This window comes from Aquipseudomonas guryensis, assembly GCF_014164785.1.
GTDB classification, from domain to species: domain Bacteria; phylum Pseudomonadota; class Gammaproteobacteria; order Pseudomonadales; family Pseudomonadaceae; genus Aquipseudomonas; species Aquipseudomonas guryensis.
On sequence record NZ_JACJFN010000003.1, the window covers coordinates 144126 to 163549 of the forward strand.

Below are 19424 nucleotides of genomic sequence, written 5' to 3' on the forward strand. Positions count from 1 at the left end.
GACGCGGCGCGCCCGTCAGAGGATGTTGGCGTAATCCGCTTCGATGCGATCCAGGCTGAGGTGATTGAGGAAGTTGGAGAAGCACATCCAGGCCGACAGCGCGTTGAGGTCACGGAACTGCGGTGGCAGGTACTTGGGTGGCGCCACCAGGCCTTCATCGACCAGTTGGCGTAGGGTGCGCATGTCTTCCAGGGTGGTCTTGCCGCAGAACAGCAGCGGAATCTGCTCCAGTTTGCCTTTGCGTACGGCCAGCTGGATGTAGTTGTAGATCAGGATGAAGCCCTTGAGGTAGGACAAGTCCTTGGTGAACGGCAGGCCGGTCGGGGTCGAGCCGCGGAAGGCGCGGCTGGCGTTGCCGTAGCTCTCTTCCAGGCTGAAGCCCTGCTCGCGGTAGAACTCGTAGACCTGCAGGAAGTCGGCGCCCTCCTCGGCCATATGGATGGCGCGGGTGCGGTTGGTCAGCTTGCGTAGACGGGTCGGGTAGGAAGCGAAGGCAATCACTTCCATGAGGATCGCCAGGCCTTCCTGGGTCACCGTCGACGAGGGTGGGCCCTTGGCCAGGAAGGTGCAAATCGGCTGGTTCAGGCCATTCAGCGTGGTGCCGACATGCACCATGCCCTCGTGCACTTCCAGGGCACGCACATCGCGCTGATTGAACAGCGCATCGGCGCGCACCTTGATGTAGTCGGCACCCGCCGCCGCGTCGGCGACGATGCCGTCGGACTCGAACACGCGGATGGTGTCATCGCCGAACACCGCAGCCAGGCGCTCCTGGAGGATGGCCACGGCGTCCTTGGCGGTGAGGTTCTTGGCCTCGTCCTCCAGGTCACCCCGGGCAGCGATGTTATTCAGGTAGTCGGAGAGCATCAGGCCGAGATCAGCCAGGGTCGGGTCGCCGGCATGGAAAGCGTCAGACGCCGCGCCATAGAGTTCCTGGGAGATCAGGCCAAAATCCGCAGTACCGCGCGCTTCGAGCATGCGGATAACCATGCGGTATTCCTTGCACATGCGCCGCATGATCTGCCCGACCGGGTTGAACTGGCCGAGCTGGCGGGTGATGTCGCGCTCGATGTTCTGGAATTCCAGCTTCTTCGCCGTCGAGTCGAAGCTCAGCGGACGGCTGTCGTAATAGCTGCGGTCGACCGCCGGCATCTGCTTGCCCTTGGCCTTGATGAAGCCCTGGCGGATGCTGTCGTCCCACTTGATCGCGTCGAGCACGCGAATCGGCGTCTGCGCCTCGACGATGCGGTCGGACAGGGCACGGATGGTGCTGTGGTAATCGTCCGGCGTCTTGCGTCTGCTCATCGAACTGCTCCGTTATTGCTCGCGACTACTCGCTACTGCTCGCTGCTGCGCTGATAACGCGCCACCTCGACGAAGACGTCCGCGTTGGCCTGGTCATCCAGATAACCGAAGACCTGATCCAGCGGGCTGGTCACCAGCACGGCCTCGCCTTCGCTGGTTTCCACCGGTTGGCCCTGGAGAGTACCGCCCTGCATTTCCTGCAGAATGCGCTCCACATCCAGGTTGTAGATCACCAGCTCGTTGTTGGCCGTCAGCTCGAAACCGGCAATCGCGAAATTCGCCCCTAGGCGCTTGGGCAAGCCCGCCGAGACATACCAGCGGCGACCGTGATGGGCGACGGTGAAGCCGTACTCGTCGACCTCCTTCAGACCCTCCTCACCATCCAGCCAGGCGCGCGCCTTGTACACGTTGGAGCCGGAGCGGCTGATCGACAGGTACTGGCGCTCGCCCCACTCGTCCTGGCGCTCCCAGTCACCGAGCAGCGGCATCGGCGCCGCCTCGTTGGCCGGAATCGGATCCTTGAAGGTGACCAGGCAACCACTCAACAACAGGCAGGCTAAGGCAGCTACCGCAACGCGCCAGGCATTCATTACGCACTCCTTGTGAGATCCGTTGGTGCCGCTTGCGGGGGTTTACTGCCGCCGAAAACGGCAAGCCCCGCAGCAGCGGGGCTTGGTCGGGCCTGATCCTACAGCCCTATGACCAGGTCCAGGAAGCGTTTGAGCACCGCACGCTGGCCTGGCATATCCAGGTTTTCCACCCCATCGACAAGGGCATGATATTCCATCCGCAAAATAAGCGTAGTCAACACCTGCGCATCCTCGAACGGAGCCGTCGAGCCCATGGCCCGCAGGGCGCGCTCGGCAAAGTGGAAGCGCAGGTTGCGGTAGGCCACGGCCAGCGCATTGAGGCCGCTGTTGGTCAGTGCTTCCTGGCGGAAGGCCAGCTCGACCAGCAGCTCGGCATCGCCTTCGCGGGCCTTGGCCTCGATATGCGCCACCGCCAGCTCGATGACATGCTCGACCATGTCACGCCGCGCCTGCGGATTGCCCTCGATGGCGGCGGACATACGCAGGAAGTCTTCATCGATACCGCTCCACAGACTGGCCAGATTGGTCGAGCTGCGTTTGACGAACAGCGCGAAGCTGTCGGCGATCAGGTCCTGGATATCGTTGAAATAGTAGGTAGTGGCCGACAGCGGTACGCCGGCTTCGGCAGCCACCGCGCGGTGCCTTACGCCACGCAGCCCTTCACGCACGATGATGCGCAGAGCGGCTTCGAGAATGCTCAGGCGGCGTTGCTCACTGCCCTGGCGACTGGCCTTGCGGCCACGGTATTGCACGTTTTCGGCGAGCTCGCCGGCGATCTTGGCCGGGCATTCCGGGGCTGAGCTGAGAGTCACTGCTGGTTAAACCTCGCAAAATCCGGACAAAAAACAGGGCCTGCCATGGGCAGACCCTTCTTTTTCATCGCCGGCATGGCAGTGATAGCCATGTGCCATGCAGCGCGGTGCGCACAGTGCCCGCAACGGGCCCGGCGATCAAGCCTGCGGGCGCATATGCGGGAACAGGATCACATCGCGGATCGATGGCGAATTGGTCAGCAGCATGACCAGGCGGTCGATACCGATACCTTCACCAGCGGTCGGCGGCATGCCGTACTCCAGGGCACGGACGAAGTCGGCATCGTAGTGCATGGCTTCGTCATCGCCGGCATCCTTGTCGGCCACCTGCTGCATGAAGCGCGCAGCCTGGTCTTCGGCATCGTTGAGCTCGGAGTAGGCGTTGGCGATTTCGCGACCACCGATGAACAGCTCGAAGCGGTCGGTGACGCTCGGATCATCGTCGCTGCGGCGGGCCAGCGGCGAGACTTCGAACGGGTAGCGGGTGATGAAGTGCGGCTGCTCCAGCTTGTGCTCGACCAGCTCCTCGAAAATCATCACCTGCAGCTTGCCCAGGCCTTCGAAGCCGAGGACCTTGGCGCCGGCCTGCTTGGCGATCTCGCGAGCGCGGTCGATATCGTTGAGGTCGGCAGCGCTGATTTCCGGGTTGTACTTGAGGATCGAGTCGAACACCGACAGGCGCACGAACGGCTCGCCGAAGTGGAACACCTTGTCGCCATACGGCACGTCGGTAGTGCCGAGGACCAGCTGGGCCAGCTCGCGGAACAGCTCCTCGGTCAGGTCCATGTTGTCTTCGTAGTCGGCGTAGGCCTGGTAGAACTCGAGCATGGTGAACTCGGGGTTGTGCCGGGTCGAGACGCCTTCGTTACGGAAGTTGCGGTTGATCTCGAAGACCTTCTCGAAGCCGCCGACCACCAGGCGCTTGAGGTACAGCTCCGGGGCGATACGCAGGAACATCTGCATGTCCAGGGCGTTGTGGTGGGTCTCGAACGGCTTGGCCGCGGCGCCACCGGGGATGGTCTGCAGCATCGGCGTTTCGACTTCAAGGAAGTCGCGCTGCATCAGGAAGCTGCGGATATGGGCGATCACCTGCGAACGCACGCGGAAGGTCTCGCGCACGTCTTCGTTGACGATCAGATCGACGTAGCGCTGGCGGTAGCGCTGCTCGGTGTCGGACAGGCCGTGGTGCTTGTCAGGCAGCGGGCGCAGCGACTTGGTCAGCAGGCGCACGTCGGTCATTTCCACGTACAGGTCGCCCTTGCCGGAACGGGCCAGGGTGCCGACGGCGGAGATGATGTCGCCCATGTCCCAGTGCTTGACCTCGGCGAGTTTCTCTTCCGACAGGGTCTTGCGATTGACGTAGACCTGGATGCGCCCGGTCATGTCCTGGATCACCATGAACGAGCCACGGTTGAGCATGATGCGCCCGGCAACCTTGACCGGAATGGCAGCGGCTTCCAGCTCTTCCTTGCTCTTGTCGGCGTACTGTTTCTGCAGATCGGCGCAGTAGTTGTCGCGGCGGAAGTCGTTGGGGAAGGCGTTGCCCTGCTCACGGATGGCAGCAAGCTTCTCTTTGCGCTGGGCAATCAGCTTGTTTTCTTCCTGCTGCAGTTCGTGGTGGTCGAGTTGTTGGTCGCTCATGGTCATCGGTTTCCGTCACGGTGTCGTTGCCGCCCTCCTCTGGAGAGCGGAATCGAAAGGTATTACAGGCCTTGCTTGAGGCTGGCTTCGAGGTATTCGTCAATATCGCCGTCCAACACCTTGTCGCAGTCGCTGCGTTCGATGTTGGTACGCAGATCCTTGATCCGCGAGGCATCGAGTACATAGGAGCGGATCTGGTGACCCCAGCCGATATCCGACTTGGTCTCTTCCAGGGCCTGGGAGGCGGCGTTGCGCTTCTGCACCTCCTGCTCGTACAGGCGCGCCCGCAGCATCTTCATCGCGGTGTCTTTGTTGGCGTGCTGCGAGCGTTCGTTCTGGCACGCCACCACGGTGTTGGTCGGTACGTGGGTGATACGTACTGCCGAGTCGGTGGTGTTGACGTGCTGACCACCGGCACCGGAGGAGCGGTAGGTGTCGATGCGCAGGTCGGCCGGGTTGATCTCGATCTCGATGTTGTCATCGATTTCCGGCGAGACGAACACCGCGGAGAACGAGGTGTGGCGACGGTTGCCGGAGTCGAACGGGCTCTTGCGCACCAGGCGGTGTACACCGATCTCGGTACGCAACCAGCCGAAGGCGTATTCGCCCTTGATATGCACGGTGGCGCCCTTGATCCCGGCGACTTCGCCGGCGGACAGCTCGACGATCTCGGCGGAGAAGCCACGCTTGTCGGCCCAGCGCAGGTACATGCGCAGCAGGATGTTGGCCCAATCCTGGGCCTCGGTACCGCCGGAACCGGCCTGGATATCCAGGTAGGCGTTGTTCATATCCATCTCGCCGCTGAACATGCGACGGAATTCCAGCTTCTCGAGGATGCCGCGCAGGCGCTCGACTTCGCTGACGATGTCGCTCACCGCGCCTTCGTCGTTCTCTTCGGCGGCCATGTCGAGCAGGTCGCGCGAGTCGGCGAGGCTGCTGTGCAGGTCATCCAGGGTGTCGACGATCAGGGCCAGGGCGGCGCGTTCGCGGCCCAGGTTCTGTGCGTATTCGGGGTTGTTCCAGACGTTCGGGTCTTCGAGTTCGCGGTTTACTTCGACCAGACGATCATGCTTGTGATCGTAGTCAAAGATACCCCCGAATGGTCTGGGTCCGCTCGGACAGGTCCTTGATGCTGTTGAGGATCGGGTTGATTTCCATGGCTGTCAGCACTCGCAGGCGAAAGAGGGACGCAGCGGCCCTGTGCGGCCCGGCGAGCCAGCCTGGACGGCCGCTGACCGGACACGGCGACAGGCCGTGACCCCGAAGTTTCAGAAAAGCCGGCGAGTATACCCGAGTCCGCGCCGCGCGGGCAGCCCGCCAAGGCGGCTGGCGAGGCCCGGCCTGACCGGCGGAAACCTCAGAATTGCAAGCTGAAACGAGCACCCAGCTGATTGTCGCGGGCATCGTCAGCGTACTGGCCGGCGTAGGTCAGGCCCAGGTACAGCTGCTCGCTCAGTTGATAGTCCAGGCTCAGGTCCAGGCGCAGCTGATGGCGCTCGAATTCGCGGCCGCTCAGCTCGAAACCCTGCCCAGTCGCCGGCTGCCAGGCCTGAGCCGTGGCTCGGTCATCGAGGAAGCCATGCCGCGCGGCCAGGCTGGCACGCCCGACCAGGCGCCGCTCGCGCACCTGCCAGGCACTGGCCAGGCGCCAGCCGAGGGTCAGGTAAGCGCCATCCTGCTGCTCGCCGCTCAGCTGCAGGGCATCGGTACCGCCGGTCTCGCGCAGGCTGTCGGCATCCAGGTGGACGTAGGCCAGGCCGGCGAAGGGTTCCAGGGTGAATTCACGGAAATCCAGGGGGTAGCTGGCTTCGCCGAACAACTGGGTACTGGCGGCCTGGCTGTCGCCGCGCAGGCGTTGCCCGGCACTGCGCCGTTGGCTGTCCAGTTCGTGCCAGCTGTAGGCGGCACCGAGCTTGAAGCCCAACTGGTAATAGCGGGTCGTCGCATAGGCCGCCAGGTGATAGCTGTCGACATCGCTGTCGCCGCCCTCATCGGCCTGCAACTCGCTGCGACTGACGCCAGCCAGCGCACCGGCCATCCACATGCCCGTCAGCGGCCGGTCGATGCCGACCAGCAGACCTTTACTGCGTCGTTCCAGACGCGCCGAGTCACTGCTGCCATCCCAGGAGCCATACCCCCCATAGCCGCGCGACCAGCCCTGTAGCTGGCCGGCCGGCGCCGGCCGCTCGCGGAAGGCGAAGCGAATCTGCTGCATGCGATCAAGCGCCGCCTCGCGCGGCAGGCGACTGTCGTCGAGCAATAGGCTGCGCTGGCTGAGCGGTAACTCAGCCGCCTGTACACCCGCGCCACCCAGAGCCAGCAGGGTGAGCAGCAGCGCAGTGGTGGATGTTTCTTGCATACCGGCAGGCTCCCTTGTCGATCGGTAGAGTCTAAACCCGCACGCCACGGAGATTGCAGTTGCCCGCACTATTGTGTGGAATAGCCGGCGCCACTCGCGCCGGCACTCCGAACTAAACTTCGGGGATCGTCACGGGCCATCGTTGTTTTGCTCCAGGAGCCATCGTGCCATGCCGTTCCCGCACAGCCTGCGCAGCCGTTTCGCCGTCCTGATCGCCTTGCTGGTGACCCTGCTCAGCTGGTTGCTGGGCTCGCTGATCGGCGAAAACTCCAGCCAGCGCATTCGCGAAGAAGTCGGACGCGACCTGGCCGAAGTGTCGCTGCAGATGATTGATCGCCTGGACCGCGACATGGCCAGCCGCGCCAGCTACCTGCAAGTGCTCGGCAGCCTGCGCGTCCTGCGCCAACCGCGGGATAACGCAGAGATTCGCGTCCTGCTCGATCGTTTACAGCATGAGATTCCCAGCATCGCCTGGATTGGCTTAACCGATCCGCAAGGCACGGTGCTGGCCTCCAGCAACGGCATTCTCGAAGGCGCTAGCCTCATCCAGCGGCCAGTCTATCTGGAAGGCCTCAAGGGCTTGTTCATCGGCGACGTGCACGAAGCCGTGCTCCTGGCCAAGCTGCTACCCAACCCCAGTGGCGAAGCGATGAAGTTCGTCGATATCAGCCTGCCGGTACAAGGCCCCGATGGCGCGCTGGCCGGCGTACTGGCCAGCCACCTGTCGTGGGAATGGGCTGACGAGGTACGCCGCTCACTGCTGGAGCCCATCCAGAAACGACGCAACGTCGAATTCCTCGTGCTCGGCCACGACCACGCCGTGCTGCTCGGCCCCAAGGCGATGATCGGCCAGAAGCTTGAACTGCCAGCACTGCAACAATCCGCCAAGCAGGATGGCTCCTGGGCAGTACAGCAATGGCCTGACGGTCAGTCCTACCTGACCGGGATTGCCGCCAGCAAAGGCTATGGTGATTACGCCGGCCTCGGCTGGATCGTGGTAGCGCGCCAGTCCGTCGACGAGGCCTACGCACCGGCCCGCGAGCTGATGCACAGCACCATGCTCTGGGGAGGCGGCCTGGCCCTGCTGTTCGCCGCCATCGGCTGGCTGCTGACCGGTTATTTCACCCGTCCGCTGCGGCAGATCGCGCATGCCGCCGACCGTCTCAGTGCTGGCGAGATCACAGTGATTCCTGATCTGCGCAGCCCCAGTGAAATCGCCACGCTCAGCCAATCGATCCGCCATCTGGTGGAAAGCCTGACCCACCAACAGACCGCTCTCAATCTGATGGAAGACAAGGCCCACAGCGACCCACTGACCGGCCTGCCCAACCGCGCCGCACTGGAAAAATATCTGCCCCACGCACAACACCACAGCCAGGCTCACCAGGGTTGCCTGGCCCTGCTCTACCTCGACCTGGACGGGTTCAAACCGGTCAATGACCAGTTCGGGCATGCCGCAGGCGACCTGCTGCTGCAGGAAGTGGCCAAGCGCCTGCGCACTTGCCTGCGTGACGGCGACCTGGTGGCGCGCCTGGGTGGCGACGAATTTCTGATGATCCTGCAGGTGCCGCAGCACGAGGCACAGCAGCAGGCCCGGCAGATAGCCGAACGCACCCTGCAGGCACTGGCCGCCCCAGTAGTCCTGGACGGCCAGCAGGCACGAGTCGGCTGCAGCATAGGTGGCGCCCTATGGCCGCTGGACCATGCCGACCTTAGCGAAGCTCTGGAACTGGCCGACCAGGCGCTGTATCGCGCCAAGCATGCCGGCAGGAACCGCGCGGAGTTTCAGACGCACGAACCGCCGGCTGCCTGAGGCGCGTTCTGGAAACTGCCGCGCCGGTCGTGGAGCCGGTTAGCCAGGTTGCCCCGGCTGGCTCTCAGTTGACCGCTACGGTCTGCCGCACCTGGGCTTCCAGCTCGGCCTTGAGGGCGGGGTCGAGCTTGAGCTGGCGGGCCAGTTCTTCCAGGTAGGCGCGCTCCATGAAGTGTTCCTCATCGACCATCAGGACGCTGGCGATGTACATCTCCGCGGCCATTTCCGGGGTGCTGGCGGCACGCGCCACCTCGGCCGGGTCGAGCGGCTTGTTCAGCTCGGCATCCAGCCAGCGCATCAGCTGCGGATCACCCGAAAGTTGACCGATCTGCTCCTCGATCAGCTGACGCTCCTTGGCATCGACATGACCATCGGCCTTGGCCGCCGCCACCAGCGCCTTGAGGATGGCCTGGCTGTGCAGCTCGGCCTGCGGGGCCGGCAGGCGGTCCACGGTCTGCGGCTCATGCACTGGCTGCGCCAAGCCGCCCTGCTGTTGCTGGGCCTGCCAGTTGCCGTAGGCCTTGTAGGCAATCACCCCGAGAGCCGCCAGGCCGCCGTAGGTCAGCGCCTGACCGCCCAACTTGCGCGCACTCTTGTTGCCCAGCAGCAGGCCCAGCGCGCCAGCAGCCAGGGCACCGCCGCCAGCGCCCTTGAGCAGGGTGCCGAGATCACCGCCACCCTGCCCGCCCTTGCCGCCACCCAGAAGACCGCCTAGCGCACCACCCAGGCCGCCACTCAGGCCGCCAGCGGATGAACCAGCAGATTTTTGCTGCAGCAAATCTTGGCCGGATTTCAGCAGTTGATCGAGCAAACCACGGGTATTCATAAGCGTCTCCTCTGAGATGGTGTCGTTCCCTGATGCGACCGATTCTAGCCATGCCGGTTGCCGGAGCGGGCCCGACAGAGTGCTTCTAGATATTGCCATCCACGACTGGCAACCGCACCGCGCCAGCCGGCGCAGGGGAAAACACTTTAATTTCTATAAAAAAGAACGCTTTCAACCATTATCTACTAACCATAATGCCGACTGCCCTGCGCCCGCACCGGATGCCCCTCCATGATGACCCTGCGCCAGATCCGCCATTTCATCGCCGTCGCCGAGACCGGCTCGATCTCCGCCGCCGCCCAGGCGGTGTTCATTTCCCAATCGACCCTGACCCTGGCCATCCAGCAGCTGGAGGAAGAAATTGGCGTCAGCCTGTTCAACCGCCACGCCAAGGGCATGAGTCTGACCCACCAGGGCCATCAGTTCCTGCGCCAGGCGCACCTGATCCTGGCCACCGTGGATAATGCCAAGCGCAGCCTGCAGCAGAGTACCGATCAGGTCGCCGGCAGCCTGACCATCGGCGTGACCAGCCTGGTCGCCGGCTACTATCTGGCTGACTTGATCACCCGCTTCCAGCGCGCCTACCCCAATGTGCAGACCCGCGTGGTCGAGGACGAGCGCCCCTATATCGAGCACCTGCTGGTCAGCGGCGAGATCGATGTCGGCGTGCTGATCCTCTCCAACCTGGAAGACCGCCACGCCCTGCAGACCGAAGTACTCACTCATTCGCCGCACCGCCTGTGGCTACCGGCACGGCATCCGCTACTGGAGCGCGACAGCATCAGCCTGGCCGATGTGGCCGGCGAGCCGCTGATCCAGCTCAACGCCGACGAAATGGGCCTGCACACCCAGCGCATCTGGACCCGCGCCGGCCTGACGCCGCATGTGACCCTGCGCACCGCCTCGGTGGAAGCAGTGCGCAGCCTGGTGGCGGCCGGCCTCGGCCTGTCGATCCAGCCGGACATGACTTACCGACCCTGGTCGCTGGAAGGCGACATCATCGAGGCCCTGCCATTGGCCGACCTGAGCGAACCGCTGGATGTCGGCCTGGCCTGGCGCCGAGGCACGGCGCGACCTGCGCTGGTCGACCCATTTCTCACGGTGGCGCGCGAACAACCGCATAGCCGCAAGGTTTCGATTTAATCGAACGCTGCTTTCATTTTTTAGAATTTGTCGACCTCTGCGCCGGGCCCTAGTCTCTGTTCCTCATTGAGGCAGGCGTTCCGCGCAGTACTGGAGCCGCCATGCAGGTAGAAACAAAAAGAAGAAATCCAAAAATGTCCGAACCCACCCTGTACAGCACATTGCTGATAGACGGCCAACTGGTCGCCGGGGAAGGTTTGGTCGAAGCCATCATCAATCCCGCCAGCGGCGAAGTGCTCACTGCCATAGCCGAAGCCTCGCTAGAGCAGGTCGAAGCCGCCGTGCAGGCCGCTCACCGCGCCTTCGTCGGCTGGTCACGCACCACCCCGGCACAACGCGCCACAGCGCTGCTGGCCATCGCCGACGCCATCGAGCAGAACGCCGAGCAACTGGCGCGCCTGGAGTCGCTGAACTGCGGCAAACCGCTGCACCTGGCGCGCCAGGACGATATCCCCGCCACGGCCGACGTATTCCGCTTCTTCGCCGGTGCCGTACGCTGCCAACAGGGCCAGCTGGCCGGCGAATACGTGCCCGGCCACACCAGCATGGTGCGCCGCGACCCGGTCGGTGTAGTCGCCTCCATCGCGCCATGGAACTACCCGCTGATGATGGCCGCGTGGAAGATCGCCCCGGCCCTGGCCGCCGGCAATACGCTGGTGTTCAAGCCCTCGGAACATACCCCGCTGTCGATCCTGGCGCTGGCCCCGGCGCTGGCGCAGATCCTCCCTCCCGGCGTGCTCAACATCGTCTGTGGCGGTGGCGAAGGCGTCGGCAGCCAGCTGGTTGGCCACCCGCGGGTGCGCATGGTGTCGCTGACCGGCGACATCGTCACCGGGCAGAAGATCCTGCAGAGCGCCGCACGCACCCTGAAACGCACGCACCTGGAACTGGGCGGCAAGGCGCCGGTGATCGTCTGCAATGACGCCGATATCGAGGCGGTGGTTGAAGGCATCCGCACCCACGGCTACTACAACGCCGGCCAGGACTGCACCGCCGCCTGCCGCATCTACGCCCAGGCCGGCATCCACGACCGCCTGGTGCGCGAGCTGGGCGACGCCGTGGCGAGCATCAGCTTCGCCCGCAAGAAGGACAGCGACAACGAGATCGGCCCGCTGATCAGCGCCCGCCAGCGCGACCGCGTGGCCAGCTTCGTCGAACGCGCCCTCGGCCAGCCGCATATCGAGCGGGTCACCGGCGCCGCCGCGCATTCCGGGGCCGGCTTCTATTACCAGCCGACCCTGCTGGCCGGCTGCAAGCAGAGCGATGAGATCGTCCAGCGCGAAGTGTTCGGCCCGGTGGTCACCGTCACCCGTTTCGACCAGTTGAGCCAGGCCGTGGACTGGGCCAACGACTCCGAGTACGGCCTGGCCAGCTCGGTATGGACGCAGAATCTGGACAAGGCCATGCAAGTTGCCGGGCGTCTGCAGTACGGCTGCACCTGGATCAACACCCATTTCATGCTGGCCAGCGAGATGCCCCACGGCGGGCTCAAACGCTCCGGCTATGGCAAGGATCTATCCAGCGACTCATTGCAGGATTACAGCGTGGTGCGCCACATCATGGCGCGCCACGGACAACAACTAGACTGATCGATTACACCCGTTCGGCAGCGGTATCGCCGACATTTTGCTGCCCAATAACAGTCCATAAGAAGAGGGAATCCCGATGTCCGCGCATAAAACCGCAGTGCTCAGTGCACTGGCCACCGCTCTGCTCGCCGCAGGCGCCGCCCAGGCCGCCGAACCGCTGAAAACCCTCGGCGCTGCCGAAGGCCAGCTCGACATCATCGCCTGGCCCGGCTACATCGAGCGTGGCGAAACCGACAAGAATTACGATTGGGTAACCCAGTTCGAGAAGGACAGCGGCTGCAAGGTCAACGTCAAGACCGCCGCCACCTCCGACGAGATGGTCAGCCTGATGGCCAAGGGCGGCTACGACCTGGTCACCGCCTCCGGTGACGCCTCGCTGCGCCTGATCGCCGGCAAGCGCGTGCAGCCGGTCAATATCGACCTGATCCCCAGCTGGAAGAATGTCGATAGCCGCCTGCAGAATTCGCCCTGGCACGTAGTCGACGGCCAGCACTACGGCACCCCGTACCAGTGGGGCCCGAACGTGCTGATGTACAGCACCACGCTGTTCAAGGAAGCGCCGACCAGCTGGAAAGTGGTGTTCGAAGAGCAGACCCTGGCCGACGGCAAGAGCAACAAGGGCCGCGTGCAGGCCTACGACGGCCCGATCTACATCGCTGACGCCGCCCTGTACCTGAAGGCCACCAAGCCGGAGCTGGGCATCACCGACCCCTACCTGCTCGACGAGACCCAGTACGCCGCCGTGCTGGAAGTGCTGCGCGCCCAGCAGCCGCTGATCCACCGCTACTGGCACGACGTCACCGTGCAGATGAACGACTTCAAGAACGAAGGCGTGGTCGCCTCTGGTGCCTGGCCGTATCAGGTCAACGCACTGCAACTGGAGAAACAGCCGATCGCCTCCACCGTACCGGTAGAAGGCGCCACTGGCTGGGCCGACACCACCATGCTGCACGCCGAAGCCAAGCACCCGGTCTGCGCCTACAAGTGGATGGACTGGTCGCTGCAACCCAAGGTGCAGGGCGACCTGGCTTCCTGGTTCGGCTCGGTGCCAGCCGTACCGGCCGCGTGCGAAGGCAACGCGCTGCTCGGCGCCGAAGGCTGCAAGACCAACGGCTTCGACAACTTCGAGAAGATCGCCTTCTGGAAAACCCCGCAGGCCGAGGGCGGCAAGTACGTGCCTTATAGCCGCTGGACCCAGGACTACATCGCCATCATGGGCGGCAGATAACTCGCTGAGCTGATGAGGCGCGAGCAACCACGCGAGTAGTGCCGCCACCCTCACCTGTAGGAGCCAGCTTGCTGGCGATCCTGCTGTCCGTCCGCAAGAGCGGATCGCCAGCAGCAGGCAATGAGCGGTACAGCCTGCCTCAGCCTGCACACCCCCAGTTTTCACCGTTGTACATCCACCACCGACTCTCCCGTCTTGTGTCGGCAAACCCAACCCGGGCGAGACGGTGGTGGATGGCTTTTATCCTGGAGCTCGTGAAATGACCCTTGCAGTGCAATTTACCGATGTGTCCCGCGCGTTCGGCGACGTCAAAGCCGTCGACCGGGTGTCCATCGACATCCAGGATGGCGAATTCTTCTCCATGCTCGGCCCTTCCGGCTCGGGCAAAACCACCTGCCTGCGCCTGATCGCCGGCTTCGAGCAGCCCAGCGCTGGCTCCATTCGTATTCATGGCGTGGAGGCCGTGGGCCTTGCGCCCTACCGGCGCGACGTCAACACGGTGTTCCAGGATTACGCCCTGTTCCCGCACATGAACGTGCTGGAAAACGTCGCCTACGGCCTCAAGGTCAAAGGTGTCGGTAAAGCCGAGCGTCTGGCCCGTGCCGAAGAGTCCCTGGCCCTGGTCGCCCTAGGCGGCTACGGTTCGCGCAAACCGGCGCAATTGTCCGGCGGCCAGCGTCAGCGCGTGGCCCTGGCCCGCGCCCTGGTCAACCGCCCACGTGTACTGCTGCTTGATGAGCCGCTCGGCGCGCTGGATCTCAAGCTGCGCGAGCAGATGCAGAGCGAGCTGAAAAAGCTGCAGCGCCAGCTCGGCATCACCTTCATCTTCGTCACCCACGACCAGAGCGAAGCGCTGTCCATGTCGGATCGCGTGGCGGTGTTCAACAAGGGCCGCATCGAGCAGGTCGACACTCCGCGCAACCTGTACATGAAGCCGGCTACCCCTTTCGTCGCCGAATTCGTCGGCACCAGCAACGTGCTCAAGGGTGAGCTGGCCGCGCGTATCAATGGTTCGCCACAGCCGATTTCGATCCGTCCCGAGCACACCCGCCTGAGCACTGGCGAAGCGCTGGGCAGCGACGAAGTGGAAATCAGCGGCCTGTTGCACGACATCCAGTACCAGGGCGCCTCGACCCGTTTCGAGATCCAGCTGGAGAACGGCCAGAACTTCTGCGTCAGCCAGGCCAACAACCAATGGCAACTGGGCGATGCGCCGGTGCAGCCGGGCCAGCGGGTCAGCGCGCGCTGGGCGCGTGGCGCCATGGTCGGCTTGCGCGAGGACGTGTGAGATGAGCCAGACCCTCACCCTCGACCACAGCGGCGGCGGCCTGATGCGCCGGCTGTCCGACCTGCTCTACCGCAAGCCCACGCTGTACCTGTCGATGCTGCTGATTCCGCCGCTGCTGTGGTTCGGCGCGGTGTACCTGGGTTCGTTGCTGACCCTGTTGTGGCAGGGTTTCTATACCTTCGACGACTTCAGCATGACGGTCACCCCGGACCTCACGCTGGCCAACTTCGCCGCGCTGTTCCAGGCGGCCAACTTCGACATCATCCTGCGCACCGTCGGCATGGCTGTGGCCGTATCGATCGCCAGCGCCCTGGTGGCCTTCCCCATCGCCTACTACATGGCGCGCTACACCACGGGCAAAACCAAGGCGTTCTTTTACATCGCGGTGATGCTGCCGATGTGGGCCAGCTACATCGTCAAGGCCTATGCCTGGACCCTGTTGCTGGCCAAGGGTGGCGTGGCCATGTGGTTCATCCAGGCGCTGCACCTGCAGCCGCTGCTGGAGCTGATCCTCGGCATCCCCGGCGTGGGCGGCAATACCCTGTCGACCTCGCACCTGGGGCGCTTCCTGGTGTTCGTCTACATCTGGCTGCCGTTCATGATCCTGCCGATCCAGGCCTCACTGGAACGCCTGCCGCCCTCCTTGCTGCAGGCTTCCGCCGACCTCGGTGCCAAGCCCCGACAGACCTTCATGCAGGTGATCCTGCCGCTGTCGATCCCAGGCATCGCCGCCGGCTCGATCTTCACTTTCAGCCTGACCCTCGGCGACTTCATCGTGCCGCAGCTGGTGGGGCCGCCCGGCTTCTTCATCGGCAACATGGTGTATTCGCAGCAGGGCTCGATCGGCAACATGCCTATGGCCGCCGCCTTCACCCTGGTACCGATCGTGTTGATCGCCGTCTACCTTTCCATCGTCAAACGCCTGGGGGCCTTCGATGCGCTCTAAAGTCGAAAAGCACGGGGATCAAGCCTCCTGGGGTCTGAAACTGGCCGCCTGGGGCGGGCTGGTGTTTCTGCACTTCCCGATCCTGATCATCTTCATGTACGCCTTCAACACCGAGAGCGCGGGCTTCAGCTTTCCGCCTCAAGGCTTCACCCTGAACTGGTTCAGCGTGGCCCTGGCGCGCCCGGACGTGCTGGAGGCGATCAAGCTGTCGGCGCAGATCGCCGCCCTGGCCACGCTGGTGGCGATGATCCTCGGTACCCTGGCAGCCGCCGCGCTGTATCGCCGCGACTTCTTCGGCAAGGAAAGCATCTCCATGCTGCTGATCCTGCCGATAGCCCTACCCGGCATCATCACCGGCCTGGCACTGCTGGCGGCGTTCAAGAGTTTCGGCATCGAGCCGGGCTTCCTGACCATCGTCATCGGCCATGCCACCTTCTGCGTGGTGATCGTCTACAACAACGTCATCGCCCGCTTTCGCCGCACCAGCCACAGCCTGATCGAGGCCAGCATGGACCTGGGCGCCGATGGCTGGCAGACCTTCCGCTACATCGTCCTGCCCAACCTCGGCTCGGCCCTACTGGCTGGCGGCATGCTGGCCTTCGCCTTGTCGTTCGACGAGATCATCGTCACCACCTTCACCGCCGGCCACGAGCGCACCCTGCCGCTGTGGCTGCTCAACCAGCTGTCACGCCCGCGCGATGTGCCGGTGACCAACGTGGTGGCGATGCTGGTGATGCTCGTGACCATGCTGCCGATTCTCGGCGCCTACTACCTGACCAAGGGCGGCGAAGGCGTGGCCGGTAGCGGCAAGTAAGGCTTCTCCCCTCTCCCGCTTGCGGGAAAGGGGCCGGGGGAGAGGGCCAGCCTCCCCCCTCACTTTTTCATGCAACTCCATAACGAGGGAAACGCGATGCAAACCAAACTGCTGATCAATGGCCAGCTGGTCGCTGGCGAAGGCGCCGCGCAGGCCGTGCTCAACCCGTCCCTCGGCACCACCCTGGTGGAAATCCGCGAAGCCACGCCGGAGCAGGTCGACGCCGCCGTACGCGCCGCCGATGCGGCCTTCGACAGCTGGTCGCAGACCACGCCCAAGGACCGCGCCACCCTGCTGCTGCAGTTGGCCGACAAGATCGACGCCCACGCCGAGGAACTCGCCCGCCTGGAGTCCAACAACTGCGGCAAGCCTTACAGCGCTGCACTGAACGACGAACTGCCGGCCATCGCCGACGTGTTCCGCTTCTTCGCCGGCGCCAGCCGGGTGATGAGCGGCTCGGCGGCCGGTGAATACCTGCCGGGGCATACCTCGATGATTCGCCGTGACCCGCTGGGTGTGATCGCCTCCATCGCGCCGTGGAACTACCCGCTGATGATGGCCGCCTGGAAACTCGGCCCGGCACTGGCCGCAGGCAACTGCGTGGTGCTCAAACCATCTGAACAGACTCCGCTGACTGCGCTGAAACTGGCCGAATTCCTCGCCGAGATCTTCCCCGCCGGTGTGGTCAACATAGTCTTCGGCCGCGGCCCGAGCGTCGGCGCGCCGCTGACCACTCACCCGAAAGTGCGCATGGTCTCGCTGACCGGCTCGATCCCAACCGGTTCGGCCATCATCAGCAGCACCGCCGACACCGTGAAGCGCATGCACATGGAACTGGGCGGCAAAGCCCCGGTAATCATCTTCGACGACGCCGACATCGACGCCGCCGTGGAAGGCATCCGCACCTTCGGCTTCTACAACGCCGGCCAGGACTGCACGGCCGCCTGCCGCATCTACGCGCAGAAAGGTATCTATGAGCAGTTCGTGGCCAAGCTTGGCGCGGCCGTGAGCAGCATCAAGTACGGCCTGCAGGATGACGAAAGCACAGAGCTTGGCCCGCTGATCACCGAACAGCACCGCCAGAAAGTCGTGGGCATGGTCGACCGGGCCAAGGCCCTGCCGCATATCCAGGTGGTGACCGGCGGCAAGGCGGTCGACGGGCCCGGTTTCTTCTTCGAGCCGACCGTGCTCGCTGGCGCCCGCCAGGACGACGAAATCGTGCGCCGCGAAGTGTTCGGCCCGGTGGTCTCGGTCACCCCGTTCGACGACGAAGCGCAGGTACTGGCCTGGGCCAACGACTCCGACTACGGTCTGGCCTCCTCGCTGTGGACCCGCGATGTCGGCCGCGCCCATCGCCTCTCTGCGCGTTTGCAGTACGGCTGCACCTGGGTCAACACCCACTTCATGCTGGTCAGCGAAATGCCCCATGGCGGGGTGAAGCTGTCCGGCTACGGCAAGGACATGTCCATGTACGGACTGGAGGACTACACGGCGATCCGCCACGTGATGTTCAAACACTGATTTGGGCTACTGCGCTCAGCCGGGCGTTGTTGGCCAGAACCTCGAAATGCTCATGTACTCCAGTACATTCCGCTTTCTCGGCTCTGGCCGCCTAGCCCGGCAGTCGCTCGCTACGCCCAAATCGCTCCGATTTTTCCACCCCCGAAAATCAGCTGGAGCAATAAGAAATGCACAACGTACTCCGCAATATCGGTTTCCTCGCCCTGTTCGCCTGCGCCGGCCTGGCCCAGGCGGCGGATGATGCCAAGGCCATCGTCGCTGGCTACATGGCCGCCTGGAACGCTCATGATGCTGACAAGGCCGGAGAGTTCCTCGCCGAGGATGCCGAGTATTACGACGTCACCGTCGGCACCGCACAGAAAGGCCGCGCCGCAGCCCGCGACAACGTGATCAAGGTGTTCGTCGGCGCAATCCCAGACCTGAAGTGGGAGATGACTGGCGCGCCGATCGTCAGCGCCGACGGTATCGCTTTCCAGTGGGTATTCAGTGGTACCAACACTGGCAACTGGAGCGCGGAAACCCCGGCAACTGGCAAGCCAGTGAAGTTCGAAGGGGTCAGTTTCATCCGCATCAAGGACGGCAAGATTGCCTACCAGGGCGACTACTACGACGCACTTGGCTTCAACAAGCAGCTCGGCTGGTAGTCTCGCCAGCAACCCACAACCCCGGCCACGTGCCGGGGTTGTGCATTTATGGTGATTATTCCGGCGATCTGCGGTGAAAAGTTGTGCAAAAAGTGGCCAGCGTCACAGTCCGGGCCTAGGCGCTGGCAATTGCGCGCCGATAGGATGACGGCATAACGATAAACGGCAGCCATCCCGGTTAGCCAATAAAGCAGAAGCGCCCCTCACTATGCCCGAACAGCTCTTCCGCTGTGCCCATGCGCTGCGCCGTGTACTGCTATGCGCCAGCAGCTTGCTGCTGTGCCTGGGCGGCAACCTGAGCAATGCCGATAGCGCCCCGACAGCCCTCGGCGAAGCGCTGCGCGATACCCGTCTGAGCAGTTGGCAGAACCTGCTGCAACAGCCAGGTAATCAGGATGAGTTGGCCATGCTGGAAACGGTCAATCGCTTTATCAACCGCAGCGTCGTACATGCTGAAGATACCGAGCTTTGGGGCGAAGCCGACTACTGGGCCACACCTTTGGAAACCCTCAGCCGTGGCCGTGGTGATTGCGAAGATTTCGCCATCGCCAAGTACTTCAGCCTGGTGCGCATGGGTATGCCCAGCGCCAAGATGCGCCTGACCTTCGTCAAGGCCTTGCAGCGCCAGCAGGCGCATATGGTGCTGGCCTATTACCCCAGCCCGAGCGCAGAACCACTGATTCTCGACAACCTGCAACAGCAGATCCGTCCCGCCAGCCAACGCCGCGACCTGCTGCCGGTGTATGCCTTCAACAACCACGGGATCTTTCTCGGCAGCGCGCCGCAGCGCCAGTCGAAACAGTCGCCGCAGTTGTTGTCGCGCTGGCAGGACGTCAGCGCGCGCACGCTGGTCGACGGCTCGCCCGTGCAAGCGCCGCAGGGTTAAAGCAGACATTCGGCTGTTC

Annotated in this window: 17 protein-coding genes; 10 read left to right on the forward strand and 7 right to left on the reverse strand. The window is 63.9% G+C overall.

All coding sequences use genetic code 11. The features are described from left to right. Positions 1–15: 15 nt before the first annotated feature. The 6 genes from H3H45_RS12315 to H3H45_RS12340 form a co-directional block, all read right to left on the reverse strand. On the reverse strand, positions 16–1305 hold the full coding sequence (locus H3H45_RS12315; protein WP_182834042.1) for a flavohemoglobin expression-modulating QEGLA motif protein: 1290 nt from the start codon (positions 1303–1305) through the stop codon (positions 16–18). Positions 1306–1337: 32 nt separating this feature from the next. Next, the gene (locus H3H45_RS12320; protein ID WP_182834043.1) at positions 1338–1895 is read right to left on the reverse strand and encodes a hypothetical protein; all 558 of its coding nucleotides are present in this window, start codon (positions 1893–1895) and stop codon (positions 1338–1340) included. 98 nt (positions 1896–1993) lie between these two features. Next, positions 1994–2707, reverse strand: a complete 714-nt coding sequence (locus tag H3H45_RS12325) for a TetR/AcrR family transcriptional regulator (protein WP_182834044.1) — start codon at positions 2705–2707, stop codon at positions 1994–1996. Positions 2708–2845: 138 nt separating this feature from the next. Further along, positions 2846–4348, reverse strand: coding sequence for a lysine--tRNA ligase (gene lysS, locus H3H45_RS12330; RefSeq protein ID WP_182834045.1), 1503 nt, complete (start codon positions 4346–4348; stop codon positions 2846–2848). A 62-nt stretch (positions 4349–4410) separates the two neighbouring features. Beyond that, positions 4411–5506 (reverse strand): peptide chain release factor 2 gene (gene prfB, locus H3H45_RS12335; protein WP_182834046.1). Its coding sequence is split into 2 segments (ribosomal slippage): positions 4411–5433 and positions 5435–5506, totalling 1095 coding nucleotides; the frame shifts between segments, so codons are not numbered across the junction. Between the two features lie 199 nt (positions 5507–5705). After that, positions 5706–6707, reverse strand: coding sequence for an autotransporter outer membrane beta-barrel domain-containing protein (locus tag H3H45_RS12340; RefSeq protein ID WP_182834047.1), 1002 nt, complete (start codon positions 6705–6707; stop codon positions 5706–5708). A 169-nt stretch (positions 6708–6876) separates the two neighbouring features. On the opposite strand from H3H45_RS12340, the gene H3H45_RS12345 reads away from it, so the two are divergent. Beyond that, the gene (locus tag H3H45_RS12345; protein WP_182834048.1) at positions 6877–8520 is read left to right on the forward strand and encodes a sensor domain-containing diguanylate cyclase; all 1644 of its coding nucleotides are present in this window, start codon (positions 6877–6879) and stop codon (positions 8518–8520) included. A gap of 64 nt (positions 8521–8584) precedes the next feature. On the opposite strand, the gene H3H45_RS12350 is transcribed toward H3H45_RS12345, so the two are convergent. Continuing rightward, positions 8585–9346, reverse strand: coding sequence for a tellurite resistance TerB family protein (locus H3H45_RS12350; protein WP_182834049.1), 762 nt, complete (start codon positions 9344–9346; stop codon positions 8585–8587). Between the two features lie 231 nt (positions 9347–9577). Here H3H45_RS12350 and H3H45_RS12355 point away from each other — a divergent pair, with 231 nt between their 5' ends. The 9 genes from H3H45_RS12355 (at position 9578) to H3H45_RS12395 (ending at position 19405) form a co-directional block, all read left to right on the forward strand. Further along, complete coding sequence (locus tag H3H45_RS12355; RefSeq protein WP_182834050.1) at positions 9578–10489, forward strand: LysR family transcriptional regulator; 912 nt, start codon at positions 9578–9580, stop codon at positions 10487–10489. 134 nt (positions 10490–10623) lie between these two features. Continuing rightward, a complete protein-coding gene (locus H3H45_RS12360; RefSeq protein ID WP_235983686.1) occupies positions 10624–12078 on the forward strand; it encodes a gamma-aminobutyraldehyde dehydrogenase in 1455 nt (484 codons plus the stop codon). A gap of 76 nt (positions 12079–12154) precedes the next feature. Continuing rightward, the gene (ydcS, locus tag H3H45_RS12365; protein WP_182834052.1) at positions 12155–13306 is read left to right on the forward strand and encodes a putative ABC transporter substrate-binding protein YdcS; all 1152 of its coding nucleotides are present in this window, start codon (positions 12155–12157) and stop codon (positions 13304–13306) included. Positions 13307–13565: 259 nt separating this feature from the next. Then, on the forward strand, positions 13566–14594 hold the full coding sequence (locus tag H3H45_RS12370; protein WP_182834053.1) for an ABC transporter ATP-binding protein: 1029 nt from the start codon (positions 13566–13568) through the stop codon (positions 14592–14594). Position 14595: 1 nt separating this feature from the next. After that, the gene (locus tag H3H45_RS12375; RefSeq protein ID WP_182834054.1) at positions 14596–15540 is read left to right on the forward strand and encodes an ABC transporter permease; all 945 of its coding nucleotides are present in this window, start codon (positions 14596–14598) and stop codon (positions 15538–15540) included. Further along, the gene (locus H3H45_RS12380) at positions 15530–16354 is read left to right on the forward strand and encodes an ABC transporter permease (protein ID WP_182834055.1); all 825 of its coding nucleotides are present in this window, start codon (positions 15530–15532) and stop codon (positions 16352–16354) included. Before H3H45_RS12375 ends, H3H45_RS12380 begins: the two co-directional genes overlap by 11 nt. A gap of 96 nt (positions 16355–16450) precedes the next feature. Beyond that, a complete protein-coding gene (locus H3H45_RS12385; protein WP_182834056.1) occupies positions 16451–17875 on the forward strand; it encodes a gamma-aminobutyraldehyde dehydrogenase in 1425 nt (474 codons plus the stop codon). Between the two features lie 167 nt (positions 17876–18042). After that, positions 18043–18519, forward strand: a complete 477-nt coding sequence (locus tag H3H45_RS12390; RefSeq protein ID WP_182834057.1) for an ester cyclase — start codon at positions 18043–18045, stop codon at positions 18517–18519. A gap of 208 nt (positions 18520–18727) precedes the next feature. Next, a complete protein-coding gene (locus H3H45_RS12395; RefSeq protein WP_182834058.1) occupies positions 18728–19405 on the forward strand; it encodes a transglutaminase-like cysteine peptidase in 678 nt (225 codons plus the stop codon). Positions 19406–19424 lie beyond the last annotated feature (19 nt).